General features: G+C 69.7%; 20 protein-coding genes and 1 riboswitch. Of the genes, 11 read left to right on the top strand and 9 right to left on the bottom strand.

Going from position 1 to position 24,381, the window contains the following annotated elements:
- Positions 1–75: 75 nt before the first annotated feature.
- The 3 genes from L0U85_RS02880 to L0U85_RS02890 are packed head-to-tail and all read right to left on the bottom strand — an operon-like array spanning position 76 to position 2,919.
- Positions 76–873 (bottom strand): energy-coupling factor transporter transmembrane protein EcfT, encoded by a 798-nt coding sequence (locus L0U85_RS02880; RefSeq protein WP_241376173.1) that lies wholly within the window; start codon positions 871–873, stop codon positions 76–78.
- Complete coding sequence (locus tag L0U85_RS02885; protein ID WP_241376175.1) at positions 867–2,309, bottom strand: ATP-binding cassette domain-containing protein; 1,443 nt, start codon at positions 2,307–2,309, stop codon at positions 867–869. The genes L0U85_RS02880 and L0U85_RS02885 overlap by 7 nt, the downstream gene beginning before the upstream one ends.
- Before the next feature lie 7 nt (positions 2,310–2,316).
- Entirely contained in the window at positions 2,317–2,919 is a 603-nt protein-coding gene (locus tag L0U85_RS02890; RefSeq protein ID WP_241376176.1) for an ECF transporter S component, read from the bottom strand.
- Positions 2,920–2,952: 33 nt separating this feature from the next.
- Positions 2,953–3,056, bottom strand: a riboswitch (TPP riboswitch).
- Between the two features lie 81 nt (positions 3,057–3,137).
- On the opposite strand from L0U85_RS02890, the gene L0U85_RS02895 reads away from it, so the two are divergent.
- From L0U85_RS02895 to L0U85_RS02905, 3 genes are all read left to right on the top strand, one after another.
- The gene (locus tag L0U85_RS02895) at positions 3,138–3,479 is read left to right on the top strand and encodes an MGMT family protein (RefSeq protein ID WP_241376177.1); all 342 of its coding nucleotides are present in this window, start codon (positions 3,138–3,140) and stop codon (positions 3,477–3,479) included.
- Between the two features lie 55 nt (positions 3,480–3,534).
- Positions 3,535–5,646, top strand: a complete 2,112-nt coding sequence (locus L0U85_RS02900; RefSeq protein WP_241376178.1) for a DEAD/DEAH box helicase — start codon at positions 3,535–3,537, stop codon at positions 5,644–5,646.
- Between the two features lie 172 nt (positions 5,647–5,818).
- Positions 5,819–6,379, top strand: coding sequence for a hypothetical protein (locus L0U85_RS02905; RefSeq protein ID WP_241376179.1), 561 nt, complete (start codon positions 5,819–5,821; stop codon positions 6,377–6,379).
- Here the strand turns inward: L0U85_RS02905 and L0U85_RS02910 are convergent.
- The gene (locus L0U85_RS02910) at positions 6,324–7,271 is read right to left on the bottom strand and encodes a DMT family transporter (RefSeq protein WP_241376180.1); all 948 of its coding nucleotides are present in this window, start codon (positions 7,269–7,271) and stop codon (positions 6,324–6,326) included. The two genes, L0U85_RS02905 and L0U85_RS02910, sit on opposite strands and share 56 nt — an antisense overlap.
- Before the next feature lie 124 nt (positions 7,272–7,395).
- Here L0U85_RS02910 and L0U85_RS02915 point away from each other — a divergent pair, with 124 nt between their 5' ends.
- From L0U85_RS02915 to L0U85_RS02940, 6 genes are all read left to right on the top strand, one after another.
- Complete coding sequence (locus L0U85_RS02915) at positions 7,396–8,019, top strand: hypothetical protein (RefSeq protein WP_241376181.1); 624 nt, start codon at positions 7,396–7,398, stop codon at positions 8,017–8,019.
- 463 nt (positions 8,020–8,482) lie between these two features.
- The gene (locus L0U85_RS02920; protein WP_241376182.1) at positions 8,483–9,487 is read left to right on the top strand and encodes a hydroxyacid dehydrogenase; all 1,005 of its coding nucleotides are present in this window, start codon (positions 8,483–8,485) and stop codon (positions 9,485–9,487) included.
- 81 nt (positions 9,488–9,568) lie between these two features.
- Positions 9,569–12,460 (top strand): glycoside hydrolase family 2 TIM barrel-domain containing protein, encoded by a 2,892-nt coding sequence (locus L0U85_RS02925; RefSeq protein ID WP_241376183.1) that lies wholly within the window; start codon positions 9,569–9,571, stop codon positions 12,458–12,460.
- A 109-nt stretch (positions 12,461–12,569) separates the two neighbouring features.
- The gene (locus L0U85_RS02930; protein WP_241376184.1) at positions 12,570–13,628 is read left to right on the top strand and encodes a LacI family DNA-binding transcriptional regulator; all 1,059 of its coding nucleotides are present in this window, start codon (positions 12,570–12,572) and stop codon (positions 13,626–13,628) included.
- Between the two features lie 146 nt (positions 13,629–13,774).
- Positions 13,775–14,965, top strand: coding sequence for a S1 family peptidase (locus L0U85_RS02935; protein WP_241376185.1), 1,191 nt, complete (start codon positions 13,775–13,777; stop codon positions 14,963–14,965).
- A 65-nt stretch (positions 14,966–15,030) separates the two neighbouring features.
- On the top strand, positions 15,031–15,438 hold the full coding sequence (locus L0U85_RS02940) for a hypothetical protein (protein ID WP_241376186.1): 408 nt from the start codon (positions 15,031–15,033) through the stop codon (positions 15,436–15,438).
- A 63-nt stretch (positions 15,439–15,501) separates the two neighbouring features.
- Here L0U85_RS02940 and L0U85_RS02945 read toward each other — a convergent pair whose 3' ends face one another.
- The gene (locus L0U85_RS02945) at positions 15,502–17,106 is read right to left on the bottom strand and encodes a family 43 glycosylhydrolase (RefSeq protein ID WP_241376187.1); all 1,605 of its coding nucleotides are present in this window, start codon (positions 17,104–17,106) and stop codon (positions 15,502–15,504) included.
- 115 nt (positions 17,107–17,221) lie between these two features.
- Here L0U85_RS02945 and L0U85_RS02950 point away from each other — a divergent pair, with 115 nt between their 5' ends.
- Both L0U85_RS02950 and L0U85_RS02955 read left to right on the top strand, forming a co-directional pair.
- Positions 17,222–17,716 carry a GNAT family N-acetyltransferase gene (locus tag L0U85_RS02950; protein ID WP_241376188.1) on the top strand — a complete coding sequence of 165 codons (495 nt, stop codon included), beginning with the start codon at positions 17,222–17,224 and terminating at the stop codon, positions 17,714–17,716.
- 194 nt (positions 17,717–17,910) lie between these two features.
- A complete protein-coding gene (locus L0U85_RS02955) occupies positions 17,911–18,339 on the top strand; it encodes an SRPBCC family protein (protein ID WP_241376190.1) in 429 nt (142 codons plus the stop codon).
- 31 nt (positions 18,340–18,370) lie between these two features.
- Here L0U85_RS02955 and L0U85_RS02960 read toward each other — a convergent pair whose 3' ends face one another.
- From L0U85_RS02960 to pyk, 4 genes are all read right to left on the bottom strand, one after another.
- A complete protein-coding gene (locus L0U85_RS02960; RefSeq protein ID WP_241376192.1) occupies positions 18,371–19,579 on the bottom strand; it encodes a sulfotransferase in 1,209 nt (402 codons plus the stop codon).
- Positions 19,580–19,666: 87 nt separating this feature from the next.
- A complete protein-coding gene (locus tag L0U85_RS02965) occupies positions 19,667–21,832 on the bottom strand; it encodes an acyltransferase family protein (RefSeq protein ID WP_241376193.1) in 2,166 nt (721 codons plus the stop codon).
- Between the two features lie 167 nt (positions 21,833–21,999).
- Positions 22,000–22,896 (bottom strand): acyl-CoA thioesterase II, encoded by an 897-nt coding sequence (locus tag L0U85_RS02970; RefSeq protein ID WP_241376194.1) that lies wholly within the window; start codon positions 22,894–22,896, stop codon positions 22,000–22,002.
- Complete coding sequence (gene pyk, locus L0U85_RS02975; protein ID WP_347177336.1) at positions 22,897–24,306, bottom strand: pyruvate kinase; 1,410 nt, start codon at positions 24,304–24,306, stop codon at positions 22,897–22,899.
- Positions 24,307–24,381 lie beyond the last annotated feature (75 nt).

Raw genomic sequence — 24,381 nt, forward strand, 5'->3', positions numbered from 1 at the left:
GTCCCCGAGTGGGATGAGACCGGCGACGACCCGCGCGTCGCCGCGATGCGGACCGCGCTCGGGCGCTGAAGCGGGTTACGCGAGCAGGTCGAAGGTGCCGTAGGCGAAGCTGACGGCGACAGCGGCGATCGCGACGGTGATCGCCCCGGCCAGGAGGAGCCAGTCCGTCCGGCGCATTCGCTGAATCCGGGCGTGGGTGCGCGGGATCTCGGAATCGAAGCCCCTGGCGTCCATCGCATCGGCCAGTCGACCCGCCCGACGCATCGCCCCCACAAGAAGGGTGAACATCGTCGAGGCGAACAGTCGCGCACGGCGCACCGGGTTCCTGCCGCCCTCCATGCCCCGGGCGCGTCGGGCGGTCGTGATCTGCTGCCATTCGGCGCCGAGCAGCGGAAGCATGCGCAGCGCCGCCAGCGAGCCGATGGTGAAGCGCGGAGACGTACGGAGCTGCTGAGTGAACGCGTCGGCAAGGTCGGTCGGGTCTGTTGTGGCGAACCCCAGGACTCCCGCCGTGGCGGCCACGCAGACCCGCAGGCCAAGCGCGACGCCGTCGATCGAGGCGTCCGAGGTGATCTCCAATGGTCCCGCGGAAAACAGAACCGTGCCGGTCTTCTCGGCGGCGAAGACCGTGTTCACCACCGCCACCGTTCCCGCCGCGACCAGCAGCCACCTCAGGCGCCGCAGGAGCGGGCCGAGGCGGATGCCCGCGAAAGGAACGACCGCGATCAGGGCCGCCAGGAGCAGCAGCGGCGTCAGCCAGTCGCCGGCCAGGAGCGCGGTGGTCGAGACGGCGGCGACAGCGAACAGCTTCGCCACGGGGTTCGCCCGGGCGATCGGCGCCCGCGGATCGCATATCGGCTCGATCGTCAGCATCGGTTCGCCTCCGCGTGGGTCCGGCCGGCTCTGAGCACCAGCTCTCGGCTCGCCAGGGCGGCCGCGAAATCACGGTCGTGGGTCACCGCCAGCAACGCCGTGCCCTCGTCGCGGATGGACGCGGTCAGGTCGACCAGTTCGCCCCAGGTGCGCCGGTCCTGCCCGAAGGTCGGCTCGTCGAGCAGGAGCACCTCCGGCGCGGCGGCCAGCGCGCTCGCGACCGAGAGGCGGCGGGCTTCCCCGCCCGAGAGGGTGTGGGGGTTGGCCTCCGTCAGATGCGCGAGGCGGAGTCGTTCGAGCAGTTCGGACACGCGTGCGTCGATCCGCCGGCGCGACCATTTCGCGGCATGCGGCGCGAACGCGAGTTCGTCCCGGACGGTTCCGGTGACGAACTGGTGCTCGGGATCCTGGAACACCGTGCCGACCCGGGTCGCGAGTCGGCGCGCCGGGAGGCGGTGCAGCGGCCAGGACTCCCCGGGGACGGTCGCCGTTCCTCTGGTCGGTCGCACAAGGCCGCCGGCGAGGAGCGCGAGCGTGGACTTGCCCGAGCCGTTCGGGCCGGTGACTGCGAGCAGTTCGCCTGCGCGGAGGTCGAAGTCGACGCCGTCGAGAGCGGGGCGTTCGGCGCCCGAGTGGACCAGGGTCAGGGCCTCGCCGCGCAGACGGGTCTCGCCTGGGTTCGCGTCCGGATGGGACGGCGGCTCCGCTCCCGGCACCCAGACGCCCTGCTCGGCGAGCATGTCGCCGTGCTCGGCGAAGACCGCCTCGGCCGGGCCGTCGGCCAGGACGGCGCCGCCGGGGCCGAGCGCGATGACGCGGTCGACGAGATTCAGGATGTCGGCGACTCGGTGCTCGACGACGATCAGGGTCGCGGCTGTGTCGGCCAGCGCGGTCCTCAGCGCTTCGCGGATCGAGTCGGCCCCTTCGGGGTCGAGGTTGGCGGTCGGTTCGTCGAGAAGGATCAGGTCGGGCCTGCGCGCCAGGACCCCGGCGAGTGCCAGGCGCTGCTGTTCGCCTCCGGAGAGCGCGTGCGTCGGATGCCCTGTGGTGTAGGGGAATCCGACCATCTCCAGGGACTCGTGGACGCGCGGCCAGATTTCGTCGGGGGCGACCGCCTGGTTCTCGAGTCCGAAGGCGACGTCGTCGCCGCTGCGGGCCATGACGAGCTGGGTCTCGGGGTCTTGGAAGAGGATGCCGACGCGGCCGCGCTGTCCGGCCGCTTCCTTGCCGTCGAGGAGGACTTCGCCGTCGTGGTCGCCGGAGTCGGTGGTGAGCAGCCCGGCGAGCGCTGCGAGGAGCGTCGACTTGCCCGAGCCGGAGGGGCCGAGCAGCAGCACCCGCTCCCCTGCCTCGATGCGCAGGTCGACGTCGGCGACGGCCGGGGCGCGGCGCCCGGCGTGCCGCCACGTGAAGCCGCGGAACTCGGCGGAGAGCATCGTCGCGTCAGATCCGGCGGCGTTCGCGCCCGGCCGGGAAGCGGTCGAGCACGCCGGTAGGCTGCATGGCTCCCACCAGGGCCTTCGATCCGAGTCCGGCGATGATCGCGCCCGAGACGGTGGCGATGGCGATGAACGGTAGGCGGAAGGTGAGCCAGTCGGCATGCGGGTACCACGCGAAGGCGTCGAAGACGGTGGCGGCGAAGGTGGCCATGGCGCCGGCCAACATTGCGGTGCCGGTCCCGAATCGGCGGTAGCGGCCCGAGGCGAAGGCCAGCTCGCCGCCGAGACCCTGGACGAGGCCCTGGTAGACGACCATGATGCCCCAGAACGAGCCGAGGAACGCCGAGATGACGGCGGCGAGGCCCTCGGTGAAGACGGCGGCGCCGGGTCGGCGGACGATGAGCGGGGCGAGCACCGCGGGGATGAGCCAGACGCCGTAGATCACCGCGCGCAGAGGCGGGTAGAACGAGAAGGGCGCTTCGAGGGCGGCCCAGAGGAAGTTCCAGGCCCAGAAGACGATGCCGAAGGCGACTGCGATGACCGCGCAGGTCACGATGTCGAGGGTGCGCCAGCGCGCGGTGGAGGTCAGGCTGTCGGTGGTAGGCATGGGCGCTGCCTTTCAAGATGCGTGGACACGATTCGACAGCGGCAGACGACTTCCTACGCCGGTACTACCCGGATCAGGTTTGAGGGTCTGCGGACGGTTCCGCACTCTCAGCCGGATCGGCTCCCCTGTCAGCTCCGACGTTAACACCCTGCGAACGTCCGGTAGCACGTCTGGACTGCCGCAGTGGCGCGCGACGCCCGTCGCGTACATTGGCGGGCGTGGCGACAGAGCAGGACTGGGAGTTGGTGCGGCGGGTGGTCGAGGCGCTGCCCGACGGGACCTGGACCTCGTACGGCGACCTGGCCGAGCTGATCGGGACCGGGCCGCGGCAGGTGGGGGCTTTCATGCGCGACGGCGGCGTGCCCCGGGCCCACCGGGTGCTGACTGCGGCCGGCAAGGTCTCGGAGGGCTTCCGGTGGTCGGACGGCCGCGACGGCCGGGAGGTGCCCGAGTTGCTCCGCGAGGACGGCGTCGAGGTGAGTCCGAGGGGTGTGGCCGATGCGAGCCAGCGCATGTACGTGTACGACCTCAAGCTGCTCGCGATGGAGCTCGCCACCTGAGTTCTGAGCCCGGTGGTGTCACGGCCTGTCGCACCGGTGCGGTACAACGGTGGGCATGGCAGGAACCGGGAGCACCGTCGGCAGCGCGACGAGGGACGAGGCCGAGCGGCTGCTGCGGTCTCTGGCCGGCGAGGACGCGCGGCTGCGCGAGGACCAGTGGAGCGCGATCGAGGCGCTGTGCGACGGCTCGGGGCGCCGGGTGCTGCTGGTGCAGCGCACCGGTTTCGGGAAGTCCGCGGTGTACTTCGTCGCCACGGCGCTGCTGCGCCGGGCCGGCCGCGGGCCGACGGTGATCGTCTCGCCGCTGCTGGCGTTGATGCGCAACCAGATCGAGGCGGCCGAGCGGGCCGGGGTGCGGGCGCGCACGATCAACTCGGCGAACCTGGAGGACTGGGAGGCCGTCAACGAGGCCATCGCCGCCGACGAGGTCGACGTGCTGCTCATCAGCCCCGAGCGGCTCAACAACCCGGCGTTCAGGGACTACCAGCTGCCGAAGCTGGCCTCAGACTGCGGGATGCTCGTCGTCGACGAGGCGCACTGCATCTCGGATTGGGGCCATGATTTCCGGCCCGACTACCGGCGCATCGCGACGTTCATCGACGGCCTGCCCGGGTCGGTCCCGGTCCTGGCCACCACGGCGACGGCCAACGCCCGGGTCAGTGCCGACGTCGCCGACCAGCTCGACCGGTCCGGCTCGGACACGCTGGTGCTGCGCGGGAGCCTGGACCGGGAGTCGCTGCGGCTGTCGGTGGTGGACCTGCCCGACAACGCCCACCGCATGGCATGGCTGGACGAGCGGCTGCCCGCCCTGCCGGGTTCGGGCATCGTCTACACGCTCACGGTGGCCGCCGCCGAGGAGGTCAGCGAGTACCTGTCCGGGCGGGGGCACGCGGTCGCCTCGTACACCGGCCGCACCGACCACGCCGAGCGGCTCGAACGCGAGGAGGCGCTGCTCGGCAACGACCTCAAGGCGCTCGTGGCCACCAGCGCGCTCGGCATGGGCTTCGACAAGCCCGACCTCGGCTTCGTGGTCCATTTGGGAGCTCCGTCGTCGCCGGTGGCGTACTACCAGCAGATCGGCCGGGCCGGCAGGGCGTGCGAGCGCGCCGAGGTGATGCTCATGCCCGGCAGTGAGGACCGGGCGATCTGGGAGTACTTCGGGTCGCTGTCGTTCCCCGCCGAGGAGGCGGTGCGCCAGACCCTTCGGGTGCTGGAGGCCGAAGGCCGTCCGCTGTCGACGGCGGCACTGGAGACCCGCGTCGACCTGCGTCGCACCCGCTTGGAGATGATGCTCAAGGTCCTGGACGTGGACGGCGCGGTCCGCCGCGTCAAGGGCGGCTGGGAGGCCACCGGCGCGAACTGGGCGTACGACACCGAGCGTTACGCGAAGGTCGCGGCCACCAGAGCGCACGAGCAGCGGCGGATGCTCGCCTACGAGGCCACCGAGGAGTGCCGCCTCCGATTCCTGTGCAATGAGCTCGACGACGCCGAGGCCGACCCGTGCGGGCGGTGCGACAACTGCACCGGTTCCCGTGTCGAGGCCGCCGTGTCGACCGAGGTCGTGGACGGCGCGGCGGCGGCGCTGTCGCGGCCGGGCGTCGTGTTCGAGGCGAAGCGCATGTGGCCCACCGGCATGCAGGCCGTCGGGATCGATCTGAAGGGCCGCATCGCCGCCGAGGAGGGCGCAGAGTCCGGTCGCGCGCTGGCCCGGCTCTCGGACATCGGCTGGGGTGGGCCGCTGCGGGAGCTGCTGTCCGACGGCGCCGATCGCGAGGTGCCCGGCGACGTGTTCGCGGCGGTGGTGAAGGTGCTGGCGGCCTGGGATTGGGGCGAGCGGCCGTCGGCGGTCGTCTCGATGGGCTCGCTGCGTCGGCCGGTGCTGGTGAACGGGCTGGCGGAGCGGATCGCGAAACTGGGGCGCATGGACTACCTCGGCGCGCTGGGACGCCCGCCCGGCGCGGAGGCGGGTCCGCGGCGTTCGAACAGCGCTCAGCGGCTCCAGCAGGTCCTCGACGCGTTCACCGTGGACTTCGAGTTGCCGGCGGCGAGCGTGCTGCTCGTCGACGACATGCGCGACAGCGGCTGGTCGCTGACCGTGGCGGCAAGGCAGTTGCGGCGGGCGGGGGCGAAGGCTGTGCATCCGCTGGTCCTCGCACTGCAGGCTTGATCAGTCGGCAACATTCACGAAAGCATCAGAACATAGCAAGTCAGTCAATTTGCAGAAATTATTGTCTATATCAGTCATATCAGACACAGTTGTCCTATCAGGCGCTTCCGCCGCAGGGAGCGGCGCGGCCGGTTCGGGCACTGCGAGGCCACCGCTCGCTTACGCTGAGCTCATGGGCGAATCAACCTCCCGCCGCCGCGACACCATGTCGGACCAGGCGCTCATCGAGGGCACCGGCGTCGACTGGAAGACCTGGCTGGCGATCCTCGATGAACACGACGCCACGAAGCTCGACCACACCGCGATCGCCCACCTCCTGGTCAAGGAGTTCGGCGTCGACGGCTGGTGGGCGCAGTCCATCACCGTCGGCTACGAGCAGGAGCGCGGCGTGCGCGAGCCCGGCCAGCGCCCCGACGGGACCTTCTCGGCCAGCGCCTCCAAGACCGTCCAGGTCGACCCCGCGACCGCGTTCGAATGGATCGCCGACGACGAGCGCCTCGCGCTGTGGCTCGACGACCTGGCACTGACCCAGCGCAGCGCGGCGCCCCCGAAGTCGGTCCGCTTCGACGCCTCCGACGGCAGCCGCGTCAACTTCTACCTCGACGAGAAGGGCCCGGGGAGGACGGCGATCCAGGTCGAGACCACCATGTTGCCCTCGGCCGACGAGGCGGCGAACGCTAAGGCCGCGTGGAGGGAGCGTCTGGCTCGACTGGCTGAGGCACTGCCACGGTGAGTTCCGCGGCCTCCTTGGCGGACCTGCCGCGCGATCGCGAGATCGCCACGCCCGCCAGGCACAGGACGCCGCCGCCCAAGGTCAGCCAGCCCGGCACCTCGGACAGGAACAGCCAGGACATGAGCACCACCAGCGCCGGGACGACGTAGGTCGTCGCGCCCATCTTGCCGGCGGTGGTGAGTCGGAGCGCGTAAGCCCAGGTCATGAACGCCAGCGCGGTCGGGAAGACGCCGAGGTAGAGCACGTGGAGGCCCGCCGCGGGCGGCGAGTCGCCGAGGCCGGCGACCAGAGCGGGGGCGAACGGCAGGCACAGGACGGCGGCGATGGCGCACCCGAAGGTCGTGAACTGCAGCGGCGAGGCGTAGCGAAGCGTCGGCTTCTGCGCCACCACGCCGACGGCGTAGGTGACGGCCGCGACCAGGCACAGGACGACACCGAGCACCGAGGTCGCGCCCTGTCCGGACATGGAGAAGCTGACAATGAGGACACCTGCGAAGGAGACGGCCATGCCGATGAACAGGCGGGGCGCGAAGCCCTCTTGGAGGAGCCAGCCGCCGAGCAGGGCGATGAGGACGGGCCCGATGTTGACGATGAGCGCGGCGGTGCCGGCGTCGACGAGTTGCTCGCCCCAGTTGAGCGCGACCATGTACACGCCGAACCACAGGACTCCCGCGACGGCGATGCCCGGCCAGGCGCGGCGATCCGGCAGCCCTTCGCGCCTGAACGCCCAGACTGCGAGCAGGACGATCGCGGCGATGCCCATGCGCCCGAGTGTGAGCGGGCCCGGGTCGAGGTACCGTCCGGCGTCGCGGATCGAGACGAACGCCGAGGACCAGAACAGGACGGTGACGCCTGCCGCGAGGGTCGCTCGGGCATGGATGCGTTGGCTCATGTTGAGGTGTTCCTCCAAGGCGGGCAGCGGGTGCCGGGTGAGTGCCCTCGTGAACCTAGCACCGGGACCCGACAACCGGGAACCGGATTTCCGTTCGCGGCGTCGAAGGGGTATGACGACACGAATGACACTTTTGCGCCTCGCTCCCGCGGTGGCGCTGTTCACGCTCGCGGCCTGCGGAGCCGGGGGCGACGGATCGGAGGATCCGAGCGGCGGCGCCGGCCGGGAGACCACGGATGAAGAGGTCTACCAGGGCATCGTCACGGTGATCGAGACGCCTGAGCACGGGCCGCAGCTGACCGGCGCGGTCGCCCAGTCCTATCCCCCGCTGGGCGGCGGTCTGGATGTCGCCGGCTGGGAATGGGACGCGGTCGAGCACGAGACGGCCCAGGGCACCAGTTGGGGCAGCTACGTGCTGACCGGCACGTTCGACGGCGAGGCCTTCCGGCTCGCGGAGGACCCGGTGCCGAGCGACGAGATCGACATGGCCGACTACCCGCATCTGGAGTACACCGAGCCCGAGATGCCCGAGCCGTCCGAGGAACTGTCGGCAGCGGAGCTCCAGGGCGTCATCGAGGAGCTGGCCGAGGAATTCCCCGAGGTCGTGAGTGGCGGCTCGGTCGATGAGGAGCACGGCGTCGCCCGGGTCGACACGACCCTGGTGACCCCAGAGCTGCGGTCGCACGCCGAGGCGCGCTATCCGGAGGGGACGTACGTCTTCTCGGAGCTGATGAAGCCGGTCTCCTGATCACCGTCGCACCGACGCCGGTCGGTGGACCTGAGGCGCCGATGGTGCGCTCCTGAGCGAACCCGACCGGGCCTTAGACCGCGTCGTCGCCGGGGGCCTAGGAGTCCTCCGGCGGCGACGCGGCCGCTCTGTTCCATCGAGGACTTCCTTTTCCTGGTGCGCTGCCGAGCCCCGAGGACGTCGAGAGCTGAGGCTCCGATAGGGCGTTCATCGCGAGGGCGCACAGCTCCCGATAGCTGTAGATACCGGTCTCTTCGCAATTGGCGCACTCGTCCGCGAGCGCGATCCGGCATCGGGGCGTCTCCGCTTGTGCGATCCTCAGTGCAACCTCGCTAGTCATGTGCCGTGAGCGTGGATTCGCCGCCTGCGGCGCGAAGATTGTCGACCGAATGCCCTCGACAATCCGACTCAACGGCCTTACGGTAGAAACCGATATCTACTCGCACCGATTGAAGGACCACCCGTGGCAGACCGACCCCGAGCCCTCTTCGCCATGAGCCCCGAGCACCTTCCCCGGCTGTTTCCCGAGCCGCTCATGCGGCGCCTGACCGCCGTGCTCGACATCGACCCCGGCGCAGTGGCGGAGCGCTTCGACGAGCCGCGCACCGCCGAGGCTCTGGCCGAAACCGAGGTCATCGTCTCCGGCTGGGGTTCGCCCAGTCTCGACGCGGCCGCGATCGAGGCCGCGCCCAGCCTCCACACGGTCCTGCACACAGCCGGCACGGTCAAATGGCTGTCCGAGGCGGCCTGGGGTCGCGGCATCGCCGTCTCCTCTTCGGCCGGGGCCAACGCCGTCCCCGTGGCCGAGTACACGCTCGCCTCGATCCTCATGGCGGGCAAAGGGATCTTCGGCCTGCGAGAGGACTTCCGGGTGAAACGCTCCTTCGTGCTCGGCTACATCCATCCCGAGGTCGGCAACTTCGGACGCGTCATAGGCGTCATCGGCGCCTCCAAGATCGGCCGTCGCGTCATCGAGCTGCTGCAGCCGTTCGACTTCGAGATCCTCTTGGCAGACCCCTTCGTCGACGAGGCCGAGGCCGCGAAGCTCGGCGCAGAGCTCGTCGGGATCGACGAGCTCGTCGCGCGGGCCGACATCGTCTCCGTCCACGCCCCCTCCCTGCCCGAGACGGTGCACCTCATCGACGCCGAGCGGCTCGCCGCCATGAAGGCCGGCGCCGTCGTCGTCAACACCGCGCGCGGCAGCCTCGTCGACACCGAGGCGCTCATCGCCGAACTGCGAGAAGGACGCCTGTCGGCCGTGCTCGACGTGACCGAGCCCGAGCCGCTGCCGCCCGAATCGCCCCTGTTCGACCTGCCGAACGTCTTCCTCACGCCCCATGTCGCGGGTTCCCAGGGGAACGAGCTCGCCCGCATGGGCCTTCGCATGGTCGAGGAGGCCGAACGCCTGGCAGCGGGCGAACCCCTGGCCCACCGTGTCGATCCAACGCGACTTTGGTGTCAGGCATGAGGATCGAGTAAGCTCCGCGTCGTTGCGCTCCGGCAGCCGCAGCCGCGCTGGACGATCTGCACATTTGAAGGGACCCTGGCGATGAGCCGAACCGATTTCAACTACGTGGAAAGCGTTAGCCCCGGGAGTGGGCGACTCGCTCCCCGCGCGGCCCCGCCCTCGGACGCGGCCACGTTCAGCCTCGACGGCGACTGGCGCTTCCGCCTCGGCGCCGGTCTGCACGACCTGGCCGACGGGTTCGAGGAGCCCGGCCACGACGACTCGGACTGGGAAACGCTCACCGTGCCGTCGATGTGGCAGATGACCGGCATCGCCGACGAGCCGCGCTACGGCAAGCCGGCCTACACCAACACCGTCTACCCCTTCCCGATCGACCCGCCCCGCATCCCCGACGCCAACCCCACCGGCGAGTACCGGCGCACCTTCACCATCCCCGCCGACTGGCCCGGCGCCGGACGCACGGTGCTGCGCTTCGAGGGCGTCGACTCCTGCTTCGCCGTCTGGCTCAACGGCGCCCGCCTAGGCGACGGCAAAGGCTCACGCCTGCCCACCGAATTCGACGTGACCGAGCACCTCCGCGAGGGCGCGAACACCGTCGCCGTCCGCGTCCACCAATGGTCGGCCGCCTCCTACCTGGAAGACCAGGACATGTGGTGGCTCTCAGGCATCTTCCGCTCCGTGACGGTGCTGCACCGCCCCGACGGCGGCCTGGATGACGTGTTCGCCCATGCCGACTACGACCACCGCACCGGAGTGGGCACGCTCCGCGTCGAGGGCCCGGACGGGGCCCGCGTGACCGTCCCCGAGTTGGGCATCGACATCGCCGTCGGCGAGTCGACCGGTATCCCGGTCGAGCCGTGGACGGCCGAGACCCCGCGCCTGTACGACGCCGAGGTCGCCACCGCGACCGAGCGTGTCAGACTGCGCCTGGGCTTTCGCACCATCGCCGTCGAGGACGGCCTGCTCAAGGTCAACGGCAAGCGGATCCTGCTGCGCGGGGTCAACCGCCACGAGTGGCATCCCGAGACCGGCCGCACCCTGTCGGTGGAGACCATGCGGCAGGACCTGGAAATCATGAAGCGGCACAACATCAACGCCGTTCGCACCAGCCACTACCCGCCCGACCGGCGTTTTCTGGACCTGTGCGACGAGCTCGGCATGTGGGTCGTCGACGAATGCGACCTGGAGACCCACGGATTCGTCCACATCGGATGGCAGGGCAACCCCAGCGCCGACCCCCGGTGGCGCGAGGCCTACCTAGACCGTATGCAGCGCATGGTCGAACGCGACAAGAATCACGCCTCGATCATCATGTGGTCCCTCGGCAACGAATCAGGCAAGGGCGACAACCTCAAGGCCATGGCCGAATGGGCCGAGCAGCGCGACCCCGACCGGCCCCGCCACTACGAGGGCGACTGGGACTCCGGCTACGTCGACGTCTACAGCCACATGTACACCAGTCACGCCGAGACCGACCTGATCGGGCAGAAGGCCGAACGGCCCACCGAGGACCCCGCACTCGACGAGCACCGCCGGAACCTCCCGTTCATCCTGTGCGAATACGCACACGCGATGGGCAACGGCCCCGGCGGCCTCTCGGAATACCAGCGCCTGTTCGAGCAGCACCCGCGCTGCCAGGGCGGCTTCGTCTGGGAATGGATCGACCACGGCGTCCTCCAGCGCACCGAAGACGGCCGCGACTTCTTCGCCTACGGCGGCGACTTCGGCGAACCCCTCCATGACGCCAACTTCATCGCCGACGGCCTGGTCTTCCCAGACCGGACCCCCTCCCCGGGCCTGATCGAGTACAAGAAGGTCATCGAACCGGTCAGAATCGGCGTCGACACGGCCGGCCGCGCCATCACCGTCGCCAACGGCCACGACTTCACCGGCACCGCGCACCTGGACTTCACCTGGCGAGTCGAAGACGACGGCGAACCGGTCGCGAGCGGCGGCCTGGACGTGCCCGCCGTGGCGGCCGGTGACTCGGCCGTCGTGCCCTGGCCCGAGGAACTACGCAAGGCCTGCGCCGACGCCCCGACCGGCGAGCGGTGGGTCACCGTCAGCGCCGTGCTCGCGGCCGACACGGCCTGGGCCGACGAGGGCCACGAGATCGCCTGGGGCCAGGGCCTGGTAGACGCCGGCGGGCCGGTCGCCGAGCCCGGCGCCCAGTCGGGCGGCACCGGCGCGGTGTTCGACGCCCGCGGGCGGCTCGTCGAACTCGGCGGGCTGGCGATCGAGGGCCCGCGCCTCGACCTGTGGCGCGCCCCGACCGACAACGACCTCCTCGGCTGGGCCGGCAGCGTCGCGAAGCCGTGGCGCGAGGCGGGCCTGCACCGCCTGGAGCACAAACTGCTCGACCTCGGAGAAGAGAACGGCCACACGGTCGTCCGCACGCGAGTCGCCCCGGCGGCGACCGACATCGCGATGGAGGCGCTCTACCGCTGGCGGCTCGAAGACGCCCGCGCCTGGCTGACACTCGAAGTGCGCCCGCTGGGCGAATGGACCGGGCCGATCCCGAAGCTGGGCCTCAGGATGGCGCTGCCGAAGGACCTGGACCAGGTCACGTGGTTCGGGCTCGGTCCCGGCGAGGCCTACCCCGACACGCGGGCCGCTGCCCGGGTCGGCCGCTACAGCGCGACCGTCGCCCGGATGCAGACGCCGTACGTGTTCCCGCAGGAGAACGGCAGCCGCGCCGACGTGCGCTGGGCGTCACTGACCGGCGGCGACCGCCGACTGAAGATCTACGGCGCCCCGCACTTCGCACTGACCGTACGGCCGTGGACACCGGAGGATCTGGACGCCGCGAAGCACCCGACCGACCTGGTCGAACACGACCGGCTCTACGTCAACGTCGATGCGGCACTTCAGGGCGTCGGCACGGCATCCTGCGGGCCTGGTGTCCTCCCGCAGCACCGGCTCATGGCCGAGCCGACCGTCTTCACGGTCGGATTCGAGGCCGCGGTCCGATGAACGACGCCCCCGCCGGGACTCCCCCGGCGGGGGCATATCGCACCGAACGGGCGAACTCACAGGCACTGGACTAGTCTGGCGGAGAACCATTGTTGAGAGAAGGCGTCACGTGCCCAAGAGATCCGACAGCGGAAAGCGGCCCACCATCAGGGACGTGGCGGCGCGCGCCGGAGTCTCGGTGCCGACCGTCTCCCGTGTGCTCGCCGGGAACTACCCCGTCGCCCCGGCCACGCGGGCGAAGGTGCTTCGGGCGATGCGCGAGCTCGACTATGTGGTGAACGCACACGCGCGGGCCCTCGCCGGCGCGACGACGAAGACCGTCGCGTTCGTCGTCGACGACGTGACCGGTCCCTTCTACGCCTACATCGCGCGCGGCGTGGAGCATCAGGCCTCCTCCGAGGGGCGGCTGTGCCTGCTGTGCACGACCCACGGCGATCCGGAGCGTGAACTGGCGGTCGTGGAACTCATGCGCGAGCAGCACGCCGAGGCCGTGATCGTCGTCGGCGGCGCCTGGGACAACGAGAGCTACACCGAGCGGATGACGTACTTCGCGAAGGCGCTCGACAAGTCCGGCTCCCACCTGGCGCTGTGCGGGCGGCCCTCACTGGGCCAGGACGTCCCGGCCACGACCGTCCACTACGACAACGAGGGCGGGGCCTATGCGATGACCTCGCACCTGCTGTCGGCCGGACACCGGAAGATCTCGTACATAGGCGCCAGCGGGGGCTTCTCGACCACCGACGAGCGCGTCGCGGGCTTCAGGCGCGCGCACGCCGACTACGGCGTCGATTTCGATGAGTCGCTCGTACTCCCCGGCGAGTTCTCGAAGGCCAGCGGCTACGAGACCACCAAGCGCCTCCTGGCCGAACGCGACGACATAACCGCGATCTTCGGCGCCACCGACATGGTGGCCGCGGGCGTCCTCAGGGCCCTGCGCGAGCTCGACCTGCGGGTACCCGAGGACATGTCCGTCGTCGGCTTCGACGACATCCCCCTCGCCTCCGACCTGACACCGGCGCTCACGACCGTCCACGTGCCCCACGAGGAGCTGGGCCGCACGGCGGTTCGCCTGGCAATCCACCGCGACGAGGAGTCGGCGGCCGACCAGGTCGTGCTCGGCACCCACATCGTCGTACGCGAGTCGGTCGGCCCGCCGCGCTCGCGATAGCGGCGGTCGACCGGCGATTCCTTCGTGGAGAGTTCACTTTGGCACACTCTGTGCCGTAACCGGTACAGCACCTTCCGTAAATTTCTGTAACCTAAGGTGAAACTCCCCCATCCCAATCCTGTGCACATGCACGGAGGAAGGGCATCATGCGACGAATCTCAGCATCGATCACGGCGATCGCAGCGTTGACGCTCACCCAGTTCGCCACCGGCCCCGCGGGCGCGCAAGAGCCCAAGGACGACGCCGAACCAACGCACCAGACCGAACGCGAAGCGCTCCAAGAGGATCTCGCCCTCACCGCCAAGCCGCGCGGCTGGACCCTCGAAGAAGCCGAACAACAATACCGGAACGCCGAAATCGTCGGCAAGCTCGCCGAGGAACTCGCGGCCTCCCAGCCCGACGCCTTCATCGGCAGCGAACTGCCCGACAACCCCGCCGACCCGCCCATCCTCTACCTCAAAGGAGAGTCCCCCGGCTGGGTGGCCTCAGACGCCGAGGACCTCGGCATCCGCATCGTCGACGGCCAGCCGTACTCGTTCCTCGAACTCGAGGAGCGTGAGATCGCCGTCCACCGAGCACTGTCGGAACAGGGCATCGACCAGATCGCGTCCGGCTTCGATCTCGACGGCGGCGGCCGCATCGACGTCACCGTCTACGACGCCTACGCTCCGGCGGCGGACGTCCTGCTCACCGCGCTGCCGACCGAACTCGCCGACGACGTCGAACTCTCCGTGGCCGACGAACCGATCGCCGACGACCTCCACGCTTTCGGAGGGGCGCGAGTCCGCGACGACGGCGTCAACGAGTGCACCAGCGGCTGGACGGTCGTCAACGGCAGCGGCACCACGGGAGTGACCACCGCCGGTCACTGCGACGGCATCAACCAGATCGTCGAGCAGGGCGTCGGCGTCTGGGCGCTGTCCCACCAATCGCAGCACCGCGGCCAATGGGGCGACGTGGAATGGAAGACCTCCACCCACCTCGAACCGGCGGAGTTCTACGCCTCCTCCGGGACCCTCCGCGATACGACCGCTCTCGAAGCGCGCGCGAACATCAGCGTCAACGAGTCCATCTGCGTCTACGGCCGCTCCTCGAACAGCCGCGACTGCAGCCTCGACGTCAACGACGTCTCGGTCAGCTGCACCGTCAGCGGCGTCTTCAACAACCGGCTCGTGCAGATGGACGGCCGCGTCGTCATCGGTGGCGACTCCGGCGGCGGATGGTCGTTCGGCAACCGCGCCTACGGTTCGACCAAGGGATACTGCGGAGGCCTGGACGTCTTCTCGGTCGCGGATCTCTACGACGAGGCAATCGGCGTCACCGTGCGAACCCAGTGAACGACGACACGATGAGACGAACTCGCCTCGAACGTTCGAGCCGCTCGCCACGTCGATTCGCGGCAGTGGTCGCTTCGGCACTGCTCACGCTCACCGCCTGCGGCGGCAGCGACATTTCGCCGGCCACCTACGACGCCCCCGCCGACGCAGGGAGCGCCGCGCTCGCCGGCGAAGGCACCGTCGATCTCGACGGCGGCTGCGTCGTGGTGGAGGCCGAAGGCGGGAAGCGGATGCTGCTGGCCTGGCCCGACGATCGCGTCGCAGTCGAGGACGGCTCGATCCGCTTCGAGAACGAGACGAGCGAGGTCGTCGTCTCCGACGGCGACACCGTCACGATCGGAGGGACGACCTTGGGATCGGCGGAAGACGAGGCCGAAGGCGGTGCCGTCGAAGTCGATTGGGTCGAGGAGCCGGACGATTCCTGCGAGTACGACGAGCTCGTGGGCGTGGAGTCGGTTACGAAGGACGGCTGAGCGGCGACGCGTCAGCAAGGCGGTCGAACGGCCGAGGCGGGTGGACCGCCTCGGCCGTTCGCGCTACGGCTCGGGGCGGTACTCGGCGTACTCGAAGTCGGCGTGGCCGCCCTCGTCCGCGAGGTCTTGGACCCACAGGCCGACGAACGCCCCGGTGAAGCCGAAGGCGTGGAGCATCCCATCGCTCACCACGGTCCCGTACTCGTCGGAGAGGATCGTCGCGTCCGCTTCGAGGCCCGTGTCGGTCCATTCGGTCTCACGGTAGGCGAAGCGCAAGGTCGGGCCGTCGAGGACGATGCGAAGGTCGAGCCGCGGCCCGACCTCGGCGATCGGCCGGTGGTCACGGTGGCCCAGGTCCGAGGTCACCAGCGAGAGCGTCGTCCTGCCTTCGTCCAGAGCGACCTGGAGGTAGTGCCAGTTGTAGGCGTTGTAGTACGCGACGATCCCGGCGGTCTGGTACTCGGTGGAGGGGGCGAACTCGATGCCGGCCTCGAAGACGCCGTGCTGAGCGGTCACCCGCTGGGCCACCAGACTCGGTGAGCGACGGGCGAACGGGGACTGACCTCCTCGGACCCGCAGGTGCGAGGGCCGGGCCGTGAGGCTCAGCCAGTCCGGGGCCGGGTGGCGGCGCAGCGTGCTCCACCGCGGATCGAGCGCGGGGGCTTCGAATTCGTCGCGAGTCGGAGCCTCGGGCCAAGGGTGCGCCGGCAGGTCGGGCGCCGGGACCTCCACGGCCGGGGCCGCGCCCGCGACGCGGGGCCGGCCGTCGACCCACTCGACCGGTGTGATCGCCGTTTCGCGGCCGAGCACGCACCGGTCCACCCGGTCGCGCCCATGCGCCGAGAGGCCCTTGCTCTGGGTGTAGGGACGCGCGGTCAGGTAGGTCATGTACCACTCCCCCGTCTGGGTCTCGACGAGGCAGCCGTGGCCGGCTTTCTGCAGTTCCAGCTCGGGCTTGTCGCGGGCGGTCATGAGCGGGCCGTTCGGATCGAGTTCGTAGGGGCCCAGCAGGTTTCGCGAGCGCGCCGTGATCGCGCCGTGGTTGAAGCCGGTGCCGCCCTCTGCCGCCAGCAGGTGGTACCAGCCGTCCTTGCGATACAGGTGCGGGCCTTCGGTGAGGCCCGCCGGGCTACCTCCCAGCAGCAGCGTCGGCTCGCCGACCGCCTTGCCGCCCTCGAGGCGCTGGATCTCGACTCCCGAGAATCCCTTCCCGGGCTTCGAGACGGCGATCATGTTGAGCAGCCAGGTGGATCCGTCCTCGTCGTGGAACAGCGCGGCGTCGAATCCCCTGCCCGGCAGCCGGACCGGGTCCGACCACGGCCCCTCGGGGTCGGCGGTGGTCGTCAGGTAGTTCGCGCAGTCCTTATAGCCGTGGGCGTAGTTGTCGACGACGCTGAAGACCAGGTGGAAGAGCCCGTTCGCGTACGTCAGGTCCGGGGCCCACACGCCGCCGGAGTCCGGGACCCCGGTCAGGTCGAGCAGGCGCGAGGAGTCCGCGATGCCGCCGAGCGCCCGCCAGTTCACCAGGTCCCGCGAGTGGTGCAGGCGGACCCCGGGGCACCACTCGAACGTCGAGGTCGCCAGGTAGTAGTCGTCGCCGACCCGGACGATGGACGGGTCCGGGTGGAAACCGGGGAGGATCGGGTTGCGGATGACGTCGTGGCTCAAGGATCGGTCCTTCCAAGATTCGGAATGCGCTTTCAGAATTGAACCCCGTCAGCGGGTATGGTCGCAAGGAATCCGGCCCGTTCGCCGGTGTCGATAATTTCGAAGGAGCATCCCTGTGAGCGCGGTCGAGATCCGCCCGGTCCACGGGGCCGAGTACGAGGCGCTCGGCGAAATCGTCGTGAACGCCTATCTGCACGACGGCTTCCTCACCGGCCCCGACGACCCGTACGCGGAATTCCTGCGCGATGTCGGCTCGCGCGTCGTGGGCGCCGAGATACTCGTTGCCGCCGACAGCGAGCGGGTGATGGGCGGCGTCACGCTGGTGCCGCCCGGCAGCCCGCTGGCGCAGCTCGCAGGGCCGTCCGAGGCCGAGGTCCGGGCCCTCGCGGTCGCTCCCGCCGGACGGGGGCGCGGCCTGGGCGCCGCCCTGGCGTCCGCCTGCGTCGAACGCGCCCGGGAGCTCGACGCGAAGCGCGTCGTCCTGTGCAGCCAGACCACGATGGCTGCGGCGCACCGCGTCTACAGGCGGCTCGGATTCGAGCGCGCGCCGCAGCTCGACTGGGAGCCGGTGCCGGACGTGCTTCTGTGGGGCTTCGCGCTCGATCTCTAGGGGGGAATGGGGAAGACCTCCGTTGAAACGGCCGTCGTCCTCGACCGCAAAGTCGACCGGATCGAGACCGGGACATCGCAGAGAGAAGGATCGAAACCCGCATTCGCAGGGCGCGCGGCCGCCGGCGCCCTCACAATGCCCCTATCGACCATTGCTCGAAGACGCCTGCCCATGATTCGGGAATGAGAGGGAGAATGGCGGTCAGCATCGCAGTATCCGAGGTCATCGAACGGCCTGTCGGCGAGGTCTTCACCTTCTACGCGGACGATCACGTCCAGAACCACCCGCGCTGGGATCCGGACATCGAGCTGTGGCTCGACTCGCAAGAGCCCCTCGATGTCGGCACGGTCATTCAGCGAAGGAACAGCCGGTCAGGCACCCCAGTCGAAGGAACCGTGGAAGTCGTCGAGTTCGAACGCGATCGGGCGTTCGGCGCCCTGATCACCGACGGCCCGATGCAGATCCCCGGTCGCGCCGTCTTCGAGTCCCTGGGGCCGGGCACCACAAAGCTCACCGTCGTCGCGAGGTTCCCGGTCGACGACTCGCTGGAGGACCGACTCTCGACGGCGATGAAGCGCTCCCTCACCAATATCAAGCGCATGATGGAGGAGACCGAGGGCTGATGCTCGGCCCCGATCGGTTCTCCAACGCCTGCTACGACTCGCCGAGTTCGGCCACGAAGGGACCGTAGTCGCCGAAGGCCTGCTGGATCTCCCGCTTCGATATGCCGTAGCGGGCCAGGTCGTACACGTGGCCGCCGCCGCCTCCGGCCCGCGTCCGCGCCTGGTCGAGGCTGCGCCGCTCGGCGGTGCCCCAGTGCGCACTGAGCCATGCGTACAGCTCGGGGAAGCGCTCGGCCGGCTCCTCGGCGAGGTGACGGTAGGGCACGTCGATGATCGTGTCGTCGGAGAGGTTCCGGCGGGCGGCGCGCGCCCGGCCGACGCCGGTGGCGAGCATCCCGAGCCAGGTCCTCCCGATCTGATGCGGGTCGGGGTCGCGGACGTGGACGGACATGCTCGTCTCGGCGAGCGAGCACATCGAGCCCATCACGGTCGCCGGGTCGCGGTGGGTCCACACGATCTGCGCGTCGGGAAATACCTTGAGCAGGGTCTCCAGGCTCCACAGGTGGGCCGGGGACTTGAGCACCCATCTGCGCCGCTCGCGCCCGTATTGGAGGACCTGGAGCGCCTGCTTCAGGTACTGGTAGTCGGCGGTGTAGTCGCGGTCGAGCATCCACTGCTCGTAGCGGGGCATGTGGGCACGGACGACGTAGATGAGGCCGTGGGGCAGGACGAAGACGTCCTCTTCTGGCTTGTCTGCGCCGAGCTTGTGGATCTTCACCATCATCGGGGAGGCCTTCTCGGCGCCCGCGACCATCTGCTCGGCCTGCTTGATGTACTTGGCGCGCACGTCCTCGGGGATGTCGCCGAGGTCGCAGTGGAGGAGCTCCCACATGAGCGGGGCGCGGTGGTCGGCGCCCTGGGCCAGGACGTGGTGGGTGAGGGTGGTGCCTGTGCGCGGCATGCCGACGATGACGACGGGCCGCTCGATGGGCTCGTCGGCGATCTCGGGGTGCTGGGCGTGGAGCTTGCGGATGCGGAAGCGGTTCTCCATGCGGGAGGCGATGTCGCCCGCGGTGCCCACCCAGCCGGCGGGCGTGAGACCGTCGACGTCGGCGAAGCAGCGCAGGAGGAACCGCATGTCCTCGATGAACTGCTCGTCACCGGAGGCGGTTCCGTCGGTCTTGACCTCGGCCTCGTGGACCGCGCGGTCGATGACCTTGTCGACTTTGTTCCGTCTATTGACGATCGTCGGGGTCAGCACGACGTTGACCGCCTTGAGCCACGGGGCAACTCGGTGCATTGCGGCTTCTCCTCTTGGCGCGATTAATAGATGAGGAGAGCCTACATTCACCTGCTCCGGGTCGACATCGTCAAAGGCCGCCCGCCGCTAACGCCTCTCATTCGGCTCGCCCTCGATCGGCATGACGGCGGCCAGCTGCGGGGCCAGCTCCGAGGCGAACCGCGAGGACAGGTGGTTGTCGTCCCGGTAGACCAGGAGGTTGCCCACGACCACCGGGCACTTGCCCTCCTCGGTGTCGCAGATCCACGGGATCGGGTCGATGACCTTCGCCCCGGCGTCGGCGACCGCCTCCATCGCCGCCTCGCGGCGGTCGGGGAAGACGATCGCGTCCTCGAGGTCGTTGACGCACTGCCTGGCGTCGTCCGGGTGCTCGGAGAGGCAGTCCGGCACGTTCCCCACGCCCCAGGCGGTGTCGGCCATGACGTAGACCTCGTCGGCTGCTCCGGAGAGACGCTCGGTCGTCTCGATCCAGCCGTCCACCCACTCGGTGTCGGGGTCGCCCCCCAGTACTTCCTTGTTGTCCGAGGTGGAGGCCACGACCAGGTCGGGCTCGACCTCCTCGATCTCGTCGAACGCCTTGTCGCGCCACTCGGTGCATTCGGTGTACTCGCGGCCGCGCTCGCCGTTGAACTCCTCGACGATCGGCGCGCTGCATGCGGCCTTGGTGAGCACCAGCATCCGCCAGCCCGAAGCCTGCGCGAGCTGATTGAGCGGCGGGAACCACTGGGCCGCATGGGAGTCGCCGAACAACACCATGGTCTTGCCGCCGTCGGGGTCGCCGAACCAGCAGCCATCGGCCAGGTCGGTGCCGGCCTGCATGGTCATGCAGCCCTGCTCGTAGGACAGCGGCTTGTCCTCCTTGGCGCTGTCGAGCGAGGGCGTCAGGTTCGCCGGGACGTCCTCCACCTCGGAGGAGTCGCCGAGCAGCTGCCACACGGTCACGTCGTTGCCCGTGACCTCCTCGGCCGCGAGACCGTCCTCGTTCTGCGCCGGCTGGGTGACCGCGACGAACGACGCCGCCAGCGCGCAACTCATGAGTGCGCCTCCCATCGCCAGGGCGCGGGAAGGCACCCGCACCAGGCGCTTGCGGGTGCGAATCGGGTTCTCCACCAGGTGGAACGTGGCGACCGACAGCAGGAACGCGATGAGCATGAGCAGCAGGTAGTGGTGCAGCCCGGGCTCCTCGATGCCGAGCGCGGCGGGTCCGATCATGATGAGCGGCCAGTGCCACAGGTACAGGCCGTAGGAGATCTTGCCGATGTACTGGGCGGGGGCGATGCCGAGGAGCGTCCTGGCGCCGAAGCGGTGCGGGACGCAGCCGGCGGCGATGACGAGCGCGGCGCCGGCCACGGGCATGGCCGCGGCAGAACCGGGGAAGACGGTCTCCTCATCGAGGACGAAGACCGAGGCGACGATGAGGGCCAGGCCGGTCCAGGAGGCGATCGCGGCCAGCGGCGCGGGCACGCGCCCGAGTTTGGAGGCGGCGACGGCTATGAGCGCTCCGGCGGCGAGTTCCCATGCGCGGGTGTGGGTGCCGAAGTAGGACCAGATGGGATCGTCGACGGTCCTGCTGGCGCTGAGGTAGAAAGAGACGGCGCCTGCGGTGATGAGGAAGCCGGTGATCGCCGCGGTGCGCACGAGGCCGCGGTTGGGGCGTGCCTGGAACTTGCCGGGGCGGCCGAATCGGGCCCCGAGGAGGACGATGGCGATCAGGATGAGCGGCCATGCCAGGTAGAACTGCTCTTCGACTGCGAGCGACCAGAAGTGCTGGAGCGGCGAAGGGTCTGAGTTCGCGTTCAGGTAGTCGGTGCCCTCTGCGGCGAGCCGCAGGTTGATGACGTTCAGCACCGCGGCGGCGGTGTCGGCGGCGATCTCGCCCAGACGCGTGCGCGGCAGCCATGTCCAGGCGGCCACCAACGTCGCCAGGAGGACGATCGCGGCGGCGGGGAGGAGCCGTACCGCCCGGCGGGCGTAGAAGCCGGTCAGGGAGATCGTGCCGGTGCGGTCGATCTCGCGCAGCAGCAGCGAGGTGATCAGGAAGCCCGAGATGACGAAGAAGACGTCGACGCCGACGTAGCCTCCGGCGGTGTAGGGGAAGCCGATGTGGGCGGCGATGACGACGCCCACCGCGACGGCCCGCATGCCCTCGATGTCGGGGCGCCAGTGGCTGGGGCGCTCATTCGGTGCCGCTGTCGGTGCGGCGTCGTCGCCATTGGACGTCTTGGCCTGTTGTGTCGCGTTGGTCAGACGCATGGATGTCGGTCTCCGAACGGTTACCGGGCGCGAATTATCCCGGTCGGGCAGACCGGGCTGACAAAAAGGGGGCGATACCGGGGACGATTGGAGACCTTAGCAGTCCCCGTCCCGCGGTATCGACCCCTCCGAACCGTGGCATTCACCGCATTCGGGGTATTCGGTGTTCAGGGGATGCCGGGGGGCACTCCGGGAGTCTCCCGCAGCAAGCCCTCCTGGGTCGCGGAGGCGATGTGGTTGCCATCGCGATCGAAGAAGCGGCCCTGGGCGAGGCCGCGGCCGCTCGCCGCGGTCGGCGACTCCGAGTCGTACAGGATCCACTCGTCGGCGCGGAACCCGCGGTGGAACCACAGCGCGTGGTCCAGGCTCGTGCCGAGGTAGCCGCCCGGGCCCCAGACCGCGCCGTGGCGGCTGAGCACCGAGTCGAGCAGTGTCAGGTCCGAGGCGTAGGTCAGCACGCAGACGTGGATGAGGGGGTCGTCGGGGAGCTTCCCGTCGGCCTTCATCCAGACGCGCTGCCGCGGCTCGGCCGGACGCTCGCGAGTGCGCAGGAACCCCGACCCGCCCAGGTAGCGCACGTCGATCGGGCGCGGGATGCGCGCCCAAAGGCTCAGGCGGTCCGCGTCGGCCTTGAGCCGCTCGGCGATCGTCGGCACGTCCTCGGGCGCGGGCAGGTCGTCCGGGGCGGGGTCGGCGTGCTGCAGGCCCGGTTCCCCGGTGTGGAAGGAGGCCGACATGAAGAAGATCGTCCGCCCGCCTTGGAGCGCCACGGTGCGCCGCACCGAGAAGGAGCGGCCGTCGCGGATGTTCTCGACCTGGTAGAGGATCGGCTTCGACGAGTCGCCGGGGCGCACGAAGTAGCCGTGCAGCGAGTGGACCCGCCGATCGGGGGCGACGGTGCGCCCGGCTGCGACGAGCGCCTGCCCGGCCACCTGACCGCCGAAGACCCGCTGCAGGCCGACCTCGGCGCGCGGACCGCGGTACAGGCCGGTGTCGATCTGCTCCAGGTCGAGGACGCCCAGGAGCGAGTCGACGGCGTCCTGGCCTACCAGTACCTCAGGCACTTACGATCCGATCTTGTGGACCCGGACGGTATTGGTCGAGCCCGGCGTTCCCGCCGGTGTGCCCGCCACGATGACGACGATGTCGCCGGGCGCGGCCAGGCCTTGCTCCTGCATGGTCTTGTCGACCAGTTGGAACATGGAGTCGGTGTGGTCGACGTGCTCGACGAGGTAGGCGTCGGCGCCCCACGAGAGCGCCATCTGGTTCCGCACGCTCTCGATCGAGGTCATGCCGACGATCGGTTGCTTCGGCTTGAGCCGGGCCAGGCGCTTGACGGTGTCACCGGTCTGGGTGAAGGCCACGAGGACCTTCGCGTCGATCGCCTCGGCGATCTGGGCGGCCGCGGCGGTGACGGCTCCGGGCTTGGTCCTCGGCTCGTGGTGCATGGTCCGCAGGCCGACCGGGCCGGACTCGGTGGTCTTGACGATCTTGGCCATGGTGCGGACCGTCCCGATCGGGTACTTGCCGACCGAGGTCTCGCCCGAGAGCATCACCGCGTCGGTGCCGTCGAGGACGGCGTTGGCGACGTCGGAGACCTCGGCGCGGGTGGGCCGGGCGTTCTCGATCATCGAGTCGAGCATCTGGGTGGCCACGATGGCGGGCTTGGCGTTCTCGCGGCAGAGTCGGATGATCTCCTTCTGCACGAGCGGCACCTCGTCGAGGGGCATCTCGACGCCCAGGTCGCCGCGGGCGACCATGACGCCGTCGAAGGCGAGCACGATCTCTTCGAGGCGGTCGACGGCTTCGGGCTTCTCGACCTTGGCGATGATGGGGCGGCGCACGCCGACCTCGTCCATGACCTTGTGGCCCAGGCGGACGTCGTCGGGGTGGCGCACGAACGACATGGCGATGAGGTCGACGCCCAGGTTCAGCGCGAACTTCATGTCGGAGATGTCCTTCTCCGACAGAGCCGGCACCGAGATGTTCACGTTCGGCAGGGACAGGCCCTTGTGGTTCGAGACCGGGCCGCCCTCCACGACGAGGCACTCGACGTCGGTGTCGGTCGCGCCGAGGACCTCCAGGGCCAGCTTGCCGTCGTCGACCAGGAGCCGGTCGCCCTTGGTGACCTCGGCGGGGAGTTTCTTGTAGGTGCAGGAGACGCGGTCGTGGGTGCCGTCGACGTCGTCGGAGGTGATGAAGATGCGGTCCCCGGCGTCCCACTGCTCCGAGCCGTTCGCGAACCTGCCCAGGCGGATCTTGGGGCCCTGCATGTCGGCCAGGATGGCTACGGGCTTGCCCGCGGCGTCAGCGGCCTCGCGGACCATCTGATAGACGGCCTCGTGGTCGGCCTGGTTGCCGTGGCTGAAATTCATTCGGGCGACATTCATACCGGCGTCGATAAGGCCGGCCATGCGTTCGGCCGTGGCCGTCGCGGGCCCGATGGTACAGACGATTTTTGCTCTACGAGTCACCCCGTGAGCTTATATCGGACGCCGATTCGCACTCACGAGGTCACCGCAGTTGAGAGGCGGAATTCACCGGGAGGC

Origin of the sequence: Glycomyces sp. L485, from assembly GCF_022548875.1 — a bacterium.
Taxonomy (GTDB): domain Bacteria; phylum Actinomycetota; class Actinomycetes; order Mycobacteriales; family Micromonosporaceae; genus Glycomyces.